The 13920-nt window shown below is 64.9% G+C and carries 12 protein-coding genes; 4 read left to right on the forward strand and 8 right to left on the reverse strand.

Annotated features, from left to right (window positions below; genetic code table 11):
- Both cobA and HMPREF0326_RS04245 read right to left on the reverse strand, forming a co-directional pair.
- Positions 1 to 1521 (reverse strand): uroporphyrinogen-III C-methyltransferase, encoded by a 1521-nt coding sequence (cobA, locus tag HMPREF0326_RS04240; RefSeq protein WP_008683172.1) that lies wholly within the window; start codon positions 1519 to 1521, stop codon positions 1 to 3.
- Positions 1518 to 3023, reverse strand: coding sequence for a leucyl aminopeptidase (locus HMPREF0326_RS04245; RefSeq protein ID WP_008683173.1), 1506 nt, complete (start codon positions 3021 to 3023; stop codon positions 1518 to 1520). Before HMPREF0326_RS04245 ends, cobA begins: the two co-directional genes overlap by 4 nt.
- 185 nt (positions 3024 to 3208) lie before the next feature.
- Between HMPREF0326_RS04245 and hemW the strand changes: the two genes are divergently transcribed.
- A complete protein-coding gene (hemW, locus tag HMPREF0326_RS04250; protein WP_009302549.1) occupies positions 3209 to 4474 on the forward strand; it encodes a radical SAM family heme chaperone HemW in 1266 nt (421 codons plus the stop codon).
- A 14-nt stretch (positions 4475 to 4488) separates the two neighbouring features.
- On the opposite strand, the gene HMPREF0326_RS04255 is transcribed toward hemW, so the two are convergent.
- The 4 genes from HMPREF0326_RS04255 to HMPREF0326_RS04270 are packed head-to-tail and all read right to left on the reverse strand — an operon-like array spanning position 4489 to position 9400.
- The gene (locus tag HMPREF0326_RS04255) at positions 4489 to 5115 is read right to left on the reverse strand and encodes a class II aldolase/adducin family protein (protein ID WP_020990241.1); all 627 of its coding nucleotides are present in this window, start codon (positions 5113 to 5115) and stop codon (positions 4489 to 4491) included.
- Positions 5099 to 6025, reverse strand: a complete 927-nt coding sequence (locus HMPREF0326_RS04260) for a glycosyltransferase (RefSeq protein ID WP_008683176.1) — start codon at positions 6023 to 6025, stop codon at positions 5099 to 5101. Before HMPREF0326_RS04260 ends, HMPREF0326_RS04255 begins: the two co-directional genes overlap by 17 nt.
- Positions 6025 to 7098, reverse strand: coding sequence for a thiamine-phosphate kinase (thiL, locus tag HMPREF0326_RS04265; RefSeq protein WP_008683177.1), 1074 nt, complete (start codon positions 7096 to 7098; stop codon positions 6025 to 6027). Before thiL ends, HMPREF0326_RS04260 begins: the two co-directional genes overlap by 1 nt.
- A gap of 1 nt (position 7099) precedes the next feature.
- Positions 7100 to 9400 (reverse strand): ATP-dependent helicase, encoded by a 2301-nt coding sequence (locus HMPREF0326_RS04270; protein ID WP_008683178.1) that lies wholly within the window; start codon positions 9398 to 9400, stop codon positions 7100 to 7102.
- A 116-nt stretch (positions 9401 to 9516) separates the two neighbouring features.
- Between HMPREF0326_RS04270 and HMPREF0326_RS04275 the strand changes: the two genes are divergently transcribed.
- From HMPREF0326_RS04275 to panB, 3 genes are all read left to right on the forward strand, one after another.
- The gene (locus HMPREF0326_RS04275) at positions 9517 to 10050 is read left to right on the forward strand and encodes a hypothetical protein (RefSeq protein ID WP_008683179.1); all 534 of its coding nucleotides are present in this window, start codon (positions 9517 to 9519) and stop codon (positions 10048 to 10050) included.
- 984 nt (positions 10051 to 11034) lie between these two features.
- Positions 11035 to 11931, forward strand: coding sequence for an agmatinase (gene speB / locus HMPREF0326_RS04280; RefSeq protein WP_008683180.1), 897 nt, complete (start codon positions 11035 to 11037; stop codon positions 11929 to 11931).
- Complete coding sequence (gene panB / locus HMPREF0326_RS04285) at positions 11928 to 12758, forward strand: 3-methyl-2-oxobutanoate hydroxymethyltransferase (RefSeq protein WP_008683182.1); 831 nt, start codon at positions 11928 to 11930, stop codon at positions 12756 to 12758. Before speB ends, panB begins: the two co-directional genes overlap by 4 nt.
- Before the next feature lie 104 nt (positions 12759 to 12862).
- Here panB and HMPREF0326_RS04290 read toward each other — a convergent pair whose 3' ends face one another.
- Together HMPREF0326_RS04290 and HMPREF0326_RS04295 are read right to left on the reverse strand one after the other, a co-directional pair.
- Positions 12863 to 13390, reverse strand: coding sequence for a GNAT family N-acetyltransferase (locus HMPREF0326_RS04290; protein ID WP_008683184.1), 528 nt, complete (start codon positions 13388 to 13390; stop codon positions 12863 to 12865).
- 26 nt (positions 13391 to 13416) lie between these two features.
- Positions 13417 to 13674, reverse strand: coding sequence for a YjhX family toxin (locus tag HMPREF0326_RS04295; RefSeq protein ID WP_008683186.1), 258 nt, complete (start codon positions 13672 to 13674; stop codon positions 13417 to 13419).
- Positions 13675 to 13920 lie beyond the last annotated feature (246 nt).

Raw genomic sequence — 13920 nt, forward strand, 5'->3', positions numbered from 1 at the left:
TCAGGCCCGCGTAAAGTGTTGCGTAATGGCGTCCACCAGGGCCGGAATGGTATATTCCCCAGGCTGGATCCGGCAGTCCAGCCCGTGCTTGCGCAGCGTTTCCGCCGTCACCGGCCCGATGGCCGCCAGCAGGGTTTCCGGATGGGCCTTGAGCTTTTCCGCCGGGATAAGGTTGAGGAAGTTTTCCACCGTGGAGGATGAGCCGAAGGTCACGCAGGACAGCGAGCCCTCTTCCAGGCGCGCCAGCACCTCGTCCTTGCGACCGGCGGCGGGCACGGTTTCATAGGCCGGGATGACGTCCACCGTAGCCCCGGCCTTGCCCAGTTCCACGGGCAGCACGTCGCGGGCTTTGGCCGCGCGCGGCAGCAGCATGCGCGTGCCCGCCAGTTTGCCGCCTTCACGCGCCAGCAGGCCTTCCACCACGCCCTCGGCCACATAGCGCTCGGGCACGAAATCGGGCCGGATGCCGCGCTCATGCAGGGCGTCCGCCGTGGCCGGGCCGATGGCCGCCACCTTGCAGGCCCCCAAGGCCCGGCTGTCTTTGCCCGCGGCTTCCAGACGCTGCCAGAAATGACGCACCCCGTTCACCGAGGTGAAGATCAGCCAGCCGTAGTCCGCCAGCCGGGCCACGGCCGCGTCCAGCTCTGCATAGTCGGGCAGGGCGCGGATTTCAATGGTGGGGCACTGGATGACCTCAGCCCCGAGCCCAGCCAGACTGCGGGCCAAACCGCTGGCCTGTTCCCGCGCGCGGGTGACCACAATACTTTTGCCCAGCAGGGGCTTTTGCTCAAACCAGTTCAACTTGTCGTGCAGGCTTGCCACCTTGCCCACCACGATCACCGAGGGATTGGTGAAATGCGCGTCCACAGCGGCCTGGGGCAGCTCCCGCAGGGTGGCGACCAAGCTGCGCTGGCGCGGCGTGGTGCCCCGGTAGATCAGGGCCGCCGGGGTTCGCGGGTCCAGTCCCGCGTCCAGCAGGTTGTGGGCGATGTCCGGCAGATTCTTCATGCCCATGACAAAGACCAGGGTGGAGGCGCTTCGGGCCAGGGCCTGCCAGTTGTGCACCGAGCCGGGCTTGTCCGGGTTTTCGTGGCCGGTGATGATGGTCACCGAGGAGGCGAAATCGCGGTGGGTCAGGGGAATGCCCGCGTAGGCCGGGGCCGCGATAGTGCTGCTGATGCCCGGCACTTCCTCAAAGGGCACGCCCGCGGCCAGCAGTTCCTCGGCTTCTTCGCCGCCGCGCCCGAAAATGTAGGGGTCGCCGCCCTTGAGCCGGGCCACTATGTTGCCCTCTTTGGCCTTGCGCACCAGCAGGGCGTTGATCTCGTGTTGGGGCAGGGCGTGGTTGCCCGCCACCTTGCCCACGTAGATCAGTTCGGCGTCGGGCCGGGCGTGCCCCAGCAGGCTGTCGTTGGCCAGGGCGTCGTAAACCACCACGTCCGCCGCGGCCAGGGCGTCCCTGGCCTTGAGGGTCAGCAGGCCCGGATCGCCGGGGCCCGCTCCCAGAAGATAGACTTTCATTGCACGCCTCCGCGGGCCAGTTCCAGCAGGGTTCGCGCGCCGAAGCCCGACGCGCCCACCGGGCAGAGCGGCGATTTCTTGGCGTTCCAGTCCACGCCCGCGATGTCCAGATGTGCCCAGCGCACGCCTTCGCGCACGAAGTGCTTCAGGAACAGCGCGGCATTGATGGCCCCGCCTTCGCGCGGCCCGGTGTGGCAGATATCCGCCACTTCGCTTTTGAGCTGTTCCGCGTAAGGCTGCCAGAGCGGCAGACGCCAGTAATTTTCGCCGCCCACGCCCCCGGCGGCTCGGATGCGTTCGGCCAGGTCCGTATCGTCGCAGAACAGACCGGCCAGTTCCGTGCCCAGGGCCACGGCGCACGCGCCGGTGAGCGTGGCGATGTCCACCATGGCAGCCGGGGTCCACTGTTTCTGGGCGTAGGCAAGGGCGTCGCAGAGAACCAGGCGGCCCTCGGCGTCGGTATTGGTGATTTCCACCGTGTCGCCGCCGGCCGAGCGCACCACGTCGCCCGGACGCGTGGCCCTGCCGTCGGGCATGTTCTCGGCGCAGGCCAGCAGGCCGATCACCCGGCGGGGCGCGTCCTCTTCGGCCAGGGTCGCGATAGCGGCCAGCACGTCGGCCGCGCCGGTCATGTCGCATTTCATCTGCTGCATGTTGGCCGCCGGTTTGAGGCTGATGCCGCCGGAGTCAAAGGTGATGCCCTTGCCCACCAGGATCAGCGGCTTGTCCTGCTCGTGGCCCTCGGGGGCATGCTCCAGCACGACCAGGCGAGGCGGACGGGCCGACCCCTGGCCCACGGCCAGCAGCGCGCCCATGCCTTCCTCGGCCAGGACGGTTTCGTCCAGCACCGTGCAAGTGAAGCCCAGTTCCCTGCCCAGTTCCACGGCACGCTGGGCCAGGCTTTCGGGATAGAGCAGATTGCCCGGCATGTTGGCCAGATCCCGCGCCAGAGCCACGGCCTTGGCCGCGCGCTCGCCCCGGCGGGCCGCCGCGTGCTCGCCGTCGGGCACGGATTGTCCGTCAAAGCCCAGGGCCAGCCATTGCGGATCAACGGCTTCGTCTTCCTGCGGCTTTTTCAGGGCCGTAAAACGGTAGAGGGCCAGCTGGGCGGCATAGACGCATTCCTCCACCAGGCGTTCCCGCCCGCCGGGCAGGCGGGACAAAGCCGGTTCGGGCAGCAGGATGGAATTCAGCCCCAGGCCGCGGCAGCGCTGCACGGCGGCGGCGATAGCCGCGCGCAGTCTGGCGGCATCCACTTTTTCGCGCGGTCCCAGACCCACGGCCAGGACGCGCGGCACGGAAAGCTCCGGATGACCATGCAGCAGGACCAGCTCGCCGTCCTTGCCCTTGAAGTCGCGCATGGCCGGAGCTATGGCCAGCCAGGGCGCGGCCTTGTCCAGTTCCGGGCACTCGCGTAAGATGTCTTCGCCTTCGCAGGCCGGGGCCAGCATGATCTCGGCTTTCCACTGCTCGGGTCCGAGGTTCTGGAAGCGTATATCCATAAATGGGTTCTCCTCATGGGTGCGGTCGCCGCCGCGGCGGCGCGCTTGAAATCTGAGCGCCCGAATATACGCCGGGCCGCCTTTTTTGCCAAGCGCGGCGGTCAGGGGTGGTGGGCATCCTTCCTCCGGGCATGATCCTTGCAATTTCTAAAACCGCCCGCCATTTTTTTGCCAACGGAAAATTCATGCTCGTTTATATCCACGTTCCCTTCTGCCGCACGCGCTGCCGCTACTGCGCCTTTCATTCCATCCCGCTGGGCCGTGGCGTGGAGCCCGCCGCGTCGCCCCTGCTGCGCGACTATCTGGACACCCTGCTGCTGGAGCTGGCCCATTGGGGCGACCGCCTGGGCGGAACCGAGGTGCAGACCGTTTTTTTCGGCGGGGGCACGCCCAGCCTGCTGCCGCCGCGCATTGTGGGCATTGTGCTGGAACGTCTGGCCCGCTGTTTCACGCTCAGCCCCAAAGCTGAAATCACCCTGGAGGCCAATCCCGAATCCCTGCGGGGAAGCCAGAGCGTGCCGCAGTATCTGGCGGCGGGCGTGAACCGTTTGTCCATCGGCATCCAGAGTCTGGATGAAAGCATGCTGCGCCTGCTGGGACGGCCGCACAGGGCCCAGGACAGCCTGCACGCGGTGTTCGCGGCGCGTGAGGCGGGTTGCGCCAACATCAACATGGACCTGATGTGGGGCCTGCCCGGCCAGAGCGTGCGCCAGTGGCTGCAAACCCTCAAGGACGCCGTGCGCATGAGCCCGGACCATATTTCCGCCTACGGCCTGACTCTGGAGCCGGGCACGGCGCTGGAACTGGACTGCGAGGAAGGACGCCTGGCCCTGCCGCCCGAGCGGGATCAGAACATTATGTTCATGGAGGGCGCGGCTTTTCTGGAAGCCAGCGGTTATCTGCACTACGAAATTTCCAATTTCGCGCGCATGGGCTTCCAGTGCCGTCACAATCTGGGTTACTGGGAGGGGGCGGACTATCTGGGGCTGGGCCCGTCGGCCACCTCCACTATCGCGGGGCGGCGCTGGACCAATCCGGCCGGTCAGCGGGCCTGGGACGCGCGTGCCCGCGAGGGCTCGCTGGGCGCGGAAGTGGAAAACCTGACCCCCACCGTGCGCGTGCTGGAACTGATCATGCTGCGCCTGCGCACCTCGCGGGGCATGCGGCTCAAAGCCTACCGGGAAATGACGGGGCGCGATTTTCTGCGCGATCACCAGCGCCTGATCCAGGCTTTGCACGAAAACGGGCTGATCCGCATCCGCAACGGCTATCTGCGCCTGACCCGCAGCGGCATGCTGGTTTCTAATTCCATTCTTTCCAACCTGTTTGAGCGCACTGAAACCGTGCTGGCGCAGCCCCTGCCGCCCGGCGCGGCCACACGGCTGCCCCCGGCCCCGGCGACGGGGGACGACGAACCGGAAGTGCGGGCCGTGGTCTGGCCATCGGCCTGATATTTCCGAGAATTTTACCGCGCCCCCAGGGCCAGCAATTGCACGGCGGCCAGATGTTCCAGCTCTTCGCTCATGCACTGGGCGTCGGCCAGGCTCGGGCCCCAGCAGCAGAGGCCGTGTCCGGCCATCCAGACCGCGGCCCCGGCGGGCTTGTCCGCGCCCACCGCGCGCGCGGCGTCGGCAACGGCCAGGGCCAGCTCCGCGCCGCCCGGCGGCAGGGCTGGCGCAAAGCCCAGACGGGCCCGCCAGACATCGGCCTCGAACAGGGGCAGGCGCAGAAAATCTTCCTGGCCAGCCACAACCAGGCTCAGGGCCAGCAGGCGGCGGGGATGGCTGTGCAGCACGGCTCCGCAATGGGGCAGGGCGCGGTACAGTTCCAGATGCATGCCCAGTTCCGAGGAAGCCGGGCCGCCGCAGAGTATTTCGCCGGTCCGCGCGTCCACCAGGCAACAGTCCCGCGCCGTCAGGCGGCCCTTGGCCGCGCCCGAGCGGGTCACACAGAGCAGGCCGTCGCGGGGCGCGGGCAGGCGGCGGCTGGCGTTGCCGTTACAGCCCGACAGCAAGCCCTCCTGCCATGCGTCGCGGCAGACGGAACGCAGGTCCTCCACACAGACATCCAGGTCCTCAGGATTCGGATTCATACTTGCTCGCTCCTTGCCGCCATGCGCTCAGGTCCAGGCGGGACAGCTCGCCCGACGCGTCCACCTCGACGGTCCGGGCCAGGGTGTTCAGCAGCTTCTGCACTGGCCGGTAGGCGGGATTCAGCACAAAGGAAATGCGGCCCTCAGCCTCTGACGGCAGGTATTTGCGGATCATCCGCAGTGGCAGCAGGCCTTCGTCAAACAGCAGCAGATTGAGATAATAGGCGGTGTCGCCGGAAAGCCGGGCTTGGTTACTTGTTTTTTTGCCGCGCTCGATGTCCGCGTCCACCATGCCCTCGGCATAGCCCAGATGGCGCACCATGCCTTCGGCCGCGACCGAAGCCAGCGCATAGCCGGCTTTTCGTGCCCGCCAGCTGTAATCCTGGTCCTCATGCCCGTATCTGCCGTAACCTTCATTCCAGAAGCCCAGGCGTTCATATACCGCGCGGGGAATACAGACGCAGCCCCCGCCGCAGACCGTGGTCAGTTCCGCTTCGCCGCCGTCGCGCAGGACAAGCGGTTGACGGGAGGGCTCATGCCAGTCGCAGAGCCTGTAGGCGGCCATGCCCACCTGCGGATTTTGCGCCAGCAATCGTGTGAGCCGCTCCAACCAGAGCGGATCCAGAATCTCCACATCATTGTCCAGCTTGATGTAAAAATCGTCGTCCGCCGCGTCATCCCAGGCCAGATTGGCGGCCACGCTGACGCCCATGTTGCGGGAAAGCAGCTTCAGGCGGATATGCGCATGGGCGGCGGCCAGGCTTTGCAGATACTCCCGGCTGCCGTCCTCACTGCCGTTGTCCACAATGGTCAGCGCATAGCCCGGGGGGGTCCGGGCCAGCAGGCTTTCAAGGCAGATACGGGTGAGTGCGAGCCTGTTCCAGGTGACAACGGCCAGGTGGGCGCGCATCAGTCGGCCTCGATGCCTTTCCGGTCGCCGCTTTCAAAGTGGTCAAAGCCGTGCAGGCAGTCCAGGGGCTCGTTGTTGCAGGTGATGCCGCCGCCTGCCGTGACCGTGCCGATGCTGCAAAATCCGGGGATGGCCGCGTGCAGGGAAGGCAGCATGTCCGGCGCGCAGGAACCCAGCAGGGCGTAGTCCTCGCCGCCCAGCAGGGCTTCGTGGACCGGATTTTTGCCCTGCTCCCGGGCGTAGCGCAGCACTTCGGCGTGCAGCATACCCTGGGGCAGCAAGATGGCCGCGCCCAGACCGTGATTGTCCCGGCCTTTTTCGGCTCCGGCGCGCAGTTCGCCGCTCAGGCCCAGCAGGCGGGGCAGATCGCGGATGATGCCGTCGGAAAGATCCATGAGCGCGGGCGGCCGGGCGTTGTAGCCCGCGCGCGCCAGCATCAGGCCCGCGTCCACCTGGGGTTCGGGCCGCAAATGGGCGGCGCAGGCCTCGGGCCAGTCCCGCAGGGCATCGCGGCCGCAAGCCTCCAGCATATGCAGGCCCACTCGCGCCAGGCCCACGCGGCCCACCACAAAGAGGCTGTCGCCGGGCATGCTGCCGCCGCGCGCCAGAAAACCGCCGGGCTCGGCGGTTTCGCCCCAGACCGTCACGCTGATGTGCAATTGCCGGCAACGGGAGAGATCCCCCCCGGCCAGAGCCATGCGCTGCTGTCCGGCCAGGGCGGCCATGCCGCTGAAAAAGGCTTCCAGCCAGGCCATGTCCACCCAGTCCGGCAGGCCCAGGCAGAGGGTGAAGCCCAGAGGCCGGGACCCGCAGGCGGCCAGATCGCTGACGTTGACGGCCAGGGCCTTGTGCCCCATGTCCTCGGGGCTGAAATAGGAGCGCCGGAAGTGGATGTCTTCCAGAAAGAGGTCGCTGCTCACGCACAGGGGCCGCCCGGCCTTGAGCACAGCGCAGTCGTCGCCCCGGCCCAGCAGCAGAGAGGCGTGCGTCTGGGGAAAATGGCGGGCGAGGCAGGCCAGAATGCCGTCCTCGGAAAAGGGGGAAGCGGAAGGGGATGGCGGGGCCGGAACCATGTCAGTTCTCCATGAGCAGATATTCGGTCAGAATGACTTTCAGCCCGAAACCGGGAAAATTCACCTGCACCTTGTCCGGAGGCAAGTGTTTGATGATCTTGCCGCGGCCGAAAATGCGGTGGCGGCAGTGGCAGAGCCGGGCCGTGCCGGACGTGGAAGCGGTGGGAGATGTTGCGTCATCCGCGCTATCCTGAACCTCGGCCTGAAACGACGACACGGAGCCGCTTTCAGGCAGGAGTTGGCAGTCGTCAAAGGCCGTGCCTTCTCCGGCGGGGCCGGGAAAGGCGGGAACCGCATGACGCGCGGGGGGCAGCAAACGGCCGCGCACGCCGCCCGCGCCGGAAAAGCAGCTTCCGCGGCGGCTGAGTACCCCGCCGAAGCCTTCCACCCATTCTTCGGTCAGGCCGGGGGACAGCTCGCGCACAAAGGGGCTCTGGCTGACGTGCAGGCTGCCGCGCTCGGCCCGGCTGTAGATGGCCGCCGGGGCGTACAGTTCCAGATCCTGGCGGGCGCGGGTGCAGGCCACGTACATCAGGCGGCGCTCCTCCTCGAAATCCTCGGGCCGGGCCAGGGCGTGGCGGGAGGGAAAGCGGTCCTCCACCAGATCGATGATCAGCACGGCGTTCCATTCCAGGCCCTTGGCCGAATGCACGGTGGACAAGGTGATGCGCCCCTCGCCGTCGTTTTCGTCCTCTTCCGGCGACTCCAGGGCCAGATCCGCCACAAAGAGGTCCAGTTCGCTGTACCCGACGGCCATCTGGATGATTTCCTCCAGGCCCTGCTGGCGGCGGGGCCAGTCTTCGGGATAGGTGCTTTCCAGCCTGGGCCGGTAGTGCTCCAACACGGCCCCGAACAGGGCCGCCGGGCTCTGCGGCCGGGCGCGCAGGTCGTCCACGAAGCGCATGTCTTCCAGCAGATCCGGATGGCGGGCAAAGGCCTTTTCCACGGCTTTGGCGTCCCCGCCCAAGGCCACGGCATAGAGCTTCTGCACGGTCTTGGGGCCGATGCCGCTGTGCAGAGCCGCCACCCGCGCGAAGGCGGGCAGGTCCAGAGGGTTGAGCACCAGACGGGCGTAGGCGATGACGTCCTTGACGTGCGCGGCCTCGGTATAGCGCAGGCCGCCGTATTTGCGGAAGGGAATGCCCGCCTGGTTCAGGGCCATTTCCAGGTTGTAGGAATGGAAGCCCGCGCGGAAGAGCACCGCGATTTCGTGGGGCAGATGCGTGCCCAGCAGTTCCTCGATGCGGCGCACCACCAGCTTGGCCTGGCTCATGTCGCTGAGCGGCGTGACCAGGCGCACCGGGTCGCCGCCTTCCTTGCGGGTGAACAGGGTTTTGCGGAAGGATTCCGCCGCATGGGCCAACAGACTGTTGGCCACGTCCAGCACGGGCTTGGTGGAGCGGTAATTCTCCTCCAGGCGGATGATGCGCGTGCCCGGAAAAAGTTTGGGGAAATCCAGAATATTGCGGACATTGGCCCCGCGAAAGGCATAGATGGACTGGGCTTCGTCGCCCACGGCCATGACGTTGCCGGTTAGGGACGTGGTTTCCCCGCCGTTCGCATCCTTGCCGGGCGGCCCGGCCAGCAGGCGCACAATGCGGGCCTGGACCAGATTGGTGTCCTGGTATTCGTCCACCAGGATATGGCTGAAGCGCAGGCGCAGGGCTTCGGCGGCGGCCTGGTTTTCGCGCAGCAGGGTTTCCAGCTCAAAGAGCAGGTCGTCGTAGTCCAGCAGGCCCTTTTCGCGGCGGTAGGCGGTATAGGCTTCGCCCAGAGCCGCGAGGGCTTCGGTGTGGGGCAGAAGGTGGAAGGCTTCGCGCCGCAGCACTTCCTCCAGGGACAATTCCTTGTTCCGGGCTTTGCTCAGCAGGCCCACGATGCTCTGGGTCTTGGGGAAGGAGCGGTCGCCCCGGCCCAACTTGAGCTCATCCTTGCAGTATTTGACCGCCGCCGTGATGTCCGCCGAATCCATGACCGTGAAGGGCCGTTCGCCCAGCCAGGCGGGGCGCCAGCGGCGCAGCACGCCGTAGGCGAAGGCGTGGAAGGTGCCGCCCTGCACGCCGGAAAGGCCCTGGTCCAGAAGCATGCCCGCGCGCTGGAGCATCTCCTGCGCGGCCTTGCGGGTGAAGGTCAGCAGCAGGATGGACGTGGGCGCGACGCCGTGCTCGGCCAGCCAGGCCAAGCGGTAGACGATGGTGCGGGTTTTGCCGCTGCCCGCGCCTGCCACGACCAGCACGGGACCGTCGCCGCTGGTGGCCGCCGCGTACTGGGCTTCGTTGAGGGCCTGGGCGTAATCAATCATGAGATCAGCATAGCATAAGCCGTGTGCACAAGCCAGAGCCGCGCGCAACCCCGCATTGACGCGGCCTGTGCACGCGTCTATTATTGAAAATATACGCCTAGCGGAGGAAAAATGATATGCCCGAACAACAGGAGCAATTTCAGAACGCGGTTTTTCAGGTTCTTGAAGCCGTGATGTTCGAGAACTGGCTGCGTTTTTATTTTATTACCGAAAAGCCGGACGCGCCCGCCGGGCCGGACGGCGAGACGCCGCTTTTTCTGGCCGTGCCCGAGAAGGGTATGGAGCGGATCAAGGAACTCTATCCCCATCTGCTGCCGTTGGCCGAGGATATGAACGGCCGGGAAGTGGATTTTGAAACCTCCCGCCGGGCCGTGTGCACGTTCGTGCTGGACAACCTGGACGGCAAGAGCCTGCCCAAGGACATGACTTCCACCATTTTTGAGAGCGCCACCTTCCAGGTTCAGATGCAATTGTTCAATGCCTGGGTGCAGATGCACGAGAGCCAGCTGGACCAGGGTTTTCTGGAATTCGGGGCTTGGCGCAAGCTTTTCACCCAGTGGCGGGAAACGCCGGGAGCCAAGGAGCTGGCGAACAGGCTGGCCATGTCGGGCCAGGGCTCGGCCGCGCAGGGCAAAGACACGGTACATTAGAGCAGATTGCTTTTGAGAATTGGCATTCTCAAAGTTGACGCCGCCTTCAACCTGTCGTTCTGTCGCTACTCGCAGCAGTGCTGCTCTTATCTGTAGGCCGCCGGCCGTTCCGCCGGTTCCGGCTTTCGCAGCCGCCAGAGCAAAGTAACTTTTCAAAGTTACTTTGCTCTGGCGGTTGCCGTCCCCGTTGCTGGCGGGCGCCACCTGTGACATCGGCCAATGACTGTCTCTTTCTGAGCGGCACGTCCCCGTTTTCTGTGGCGTGGGCATCAAGACCGGCAGCCCGATGGCGTTCCTTCATGCACGTCCTGGCCTGAAGGCCGGTTCTGTTTTTCCCGCTGCTGTAGTCTTGAGTGGAGATAATTTTTTGTACGTCCATATGCCTGGGTGGCTGGATTGGGTTTGTCGGTGTATAAAATTTTTTACGCAGCGGCGTAACAACTGAAAAATTTTTACATTATATTTCAGTATGTTAAATAAATTTTCGAGAAAATCTAATTTGGCATGCCAGTTGCAATATAAAAAGTACCTTCCTTTCTTTTGCTGACAGCCTCCTCCAAACAAAACGGCCTGCCTCCCCAAGCGGGCCGTTTTTTATTGCCTTCTCCCTGTGGTCGTCTGCTATGCCACCAAGGCAGACCCATCTAAAAAATGCCGCCAAGCTATGCATACGTATATTTATTTCAAATAGTTACTATTTATGATCTGGCCTCCCCGTAGAATTGAGCAAATCCTCCTCTGCCCTACCGGAGCGTAGCGTAAACGGATGACGCGGGCAGCGCACGAAAGTCTGTTTTTCCCGGATAATGACGATAGGCAATGATGGCAGGAAATATGAAATTTGATACGTCTGCCCCGCCCGCGCCGCGCCTGCCCGTTTACGGATGCGGGTGGCGGCGTTATACTGGCGGCGCGCGGATAACGGCGTGCAAGCCTTACATTGCGCGCGGCTTCGCCATAAAGACGCGCTGAGGATGGGACAGCATGGATCAGCAAAATTTTCTGGCTTCGGAGTATGCTCCGACACGGCCCGAGGACGCGGCCTTTCACATCATCCCCGCGCCGCTGGAGCGCAGCGTCTCCTACGGCGGCGGCGCGGCGCAGGGCCCGGCGGCCCTGCTGGACGCCTCCCGGCAGTTGGAAGCCTGGGAAAGCGGGCTTGCGCCGGGCGAGTCAGGTTTTTATACCGCGCCGCCCGTGGACTGTGCCGGGCCGGTGGAAGGGGTGTTGGCCCGCATTGAGTCCGCCACGCGCCGGGCTCTGGATTGCAAGGCCGTGCCCGTGCTGCTGGGCGGCGAGCATACCGTGAGTCTGGGCGCGCTGCGGGCCCTGGCCCGGCAGGCGCGGGAAAAGGGCGAACCTTTCGGCATCGTCCAGTTTGACGCGCATGCGGACCTGCGGCCCGAATATGAGGGCGATCCCTTTTCCCACGCCTGCGTCATGCACCGGGCCGTGGCCGACCTGGGCCTGCCGCTGGTGCAGTTCGCGGTGCGCGACATGAGCCGGGAGGAGGCCGAGGTACGCAAACGCTACAACGTCACCCATTATGACGCCTATTTTCTGGCCCGCGTGGGTCTGCCCGAACAACCCCTGCCCGAGGATTTTCCGCGCCGCATCTACATCAGCTTTGACGTGGACGGCCTGGACTCTTCGCTGATGCCGGCCACGGGCACGCCGTCGCCGGGCGGCATTTCCTGGCGCGAAGCCCAGTTCATTCTGGAGCGCTGCGCGCGGGACCGTGAAATCGTGGGCCTGGACGTGGTGGAACTGGCTCCCATTCCGGGCCTGCACCACGCAAACTTCACCGCCGCCAAACTGACGCATCTGCTCATGGCCCTGGCCCTGCAGGGCCGGACAGACTTGCAGGGGAAAAAGGCATGAAAAACACCGTCGCCACGTTCAGGCAGGCCAAGGGCCGGGAAAAACTGGTCATGCTCACGGCCTACGACTACAGCACGGCCAAGCTCATGGACCGGACCGGCGTCAATGCCCTGCTGGTGGGGGATTCGCTGGGCATGGTCATGCTGGGTTACCCTGACACCCTCTCCGTCACCCTGGAGGACATGATCCGCCATTGCGCGGCTGTGGCGCGCGGCGCATGCTCGGCCCTGGTGGTCTGCGACATGCCCTTCATGAGCTGCCAGGTTTCCGTGACCGACACCGTGCGCAATGCCGGTCGGCTGGTCAAGGAAGGCCGGGCCCAGGCCGTCAAGCTGGAAGGCGGCGCGGACTTCTGCGACGAGGTGCGCGCGCTCACGCGGGCGTCCATCCCGGTCATGGGCCATCTGGGCCTGACCCCGCAGTCGGTCAATGCTTTCGGCGGTTACAAGGTACAGGGCAAAAGCCTGGCCGCCGCCCAGAAGCTGCTGGACGACGCCCGCGCTTTGCAGGAGGCCGGGGCCTTTTCCCTGGTGCTGGAATGCGTGCCCGCCGCCCTGGCCGCCCGCGTCAGCAAGGAGCTGGAAATACCGGTCATCGGCATCGGCGCGGGGCCCGAGTGCGACGGCCAGGTGCTGGTCTGGCAGGACATGCTGGGCCTCTGCGATACCGTGGCCCCCAAATTCGTCAAGCGTTTCGGGGAGGTGGGCGAAGCCATGCGCGCGGCCTTCACGGCCTACGCGCAAGAAGTCAAGGGCGGAACCTTTCCGGCGGAGGAACACTGCTACAGCCTGGAGGGCGAGGCCGAGCTGCTGGAAAAACTCTACTAGTCTCAGCCCTGGGCATATGTGCGTTACCTCCTCCACATTCCGGAGATGCGCCCTTTCCCGGCGGCGGAAGTTCAACCGCCGCCGGGAAGAGGACGGATATAAGGTTATGCCGGGCTCTCCGGGAAGAATGCCGGGGAGTACTTCAGCAGGCCGGGCAGGCGTTCCGTGCCTCCCCTGAGGTTGATGGCCATAAAGGCTTCCTCCGGCACCTCAAAAGGGGAAACAATGCCGAAAGAAGCGGCGGGCTTGTAGCCGAAGCGCGGGTAGTAGCCCGCATGTCCCACCAGGATTACGAATTCCCAGCCCAAAGAACGGGCAATCTCATGCCCGCGCCGGATAAGGGCACCGCCTGTGCCCCTGCCCTGATGCGAAGGCTGCACGGCCAGCGGGGCGAGGGCCAGAGCCGTCGTCTCCCCGACCTTCAGCCTGGTGAACATGATGTGGCCGACGATGCGGCCGTCTTCCTCGGCCACCAGGCTGAGTTCGGGAATATATTCCCGCGAACGGCGCAGGCGATCCACGAGAAAATGCTCGTCGCCGCTTGCATGCTCGGCGTTTTCAAAGGCCGTGCGCACCAAGTCGTGAATAATGGGGAAATCCTCGGGGCATTCCGGGCGGATAGCGATAGTCATGATTGACTCCATGGAGAGGTGAAACCTCAGCGGTTATCGGTCTGGGCGCGCACGGCGCGCAGACCTTCGGAAGTGATGCGGTAAGGGAGACTGTTTTTCGAGCTGATGAGCTTTTTGCTTTTCAGTTTTTTGAAGATCTCCGGGCTGCAGTCGCTGAGCAGCCAACCCTCGCGGGTATAGCATTCCACCTCAGCTATCTTGCCGGAACTGTCGCGGATTATCAGGATTCTGCCACCCTTGGCCAGGGTGTGAAGAGTTCTTTGCTCAAGACGGGAAATGTTCACGGGATACCTCGTGTCAGTGGATAAACGACAAGACGCCGCGCAAAGGCGGCCGGCCATGTTCGCGTCCCGCCGGCCCTGCGGCCTCAGCGGAACTCATTTATCCAATGATTACGGTATCCAGCATCCAACATCCGTTAAAATAAAGTAACGGCGCACTCTATACGTAAGGCCCTCGTGCCGTCAATGAGGGCTGAGCCTAGTGAGATGTCACGTTTCACCTGTCGGTTCAGCGTGAAGGCCGCACAG

Source organism: Desulfovibrio sp. 3_1_syn3 (assembly GCF_000145315.2).
GTDB lineage: Bacteria > Desulfobacterota > Desulfovibrionia > Desulfovibrionales > Desulfovibrionaceae > Desulfovibrio > Desulfovibrio fairfieldensis.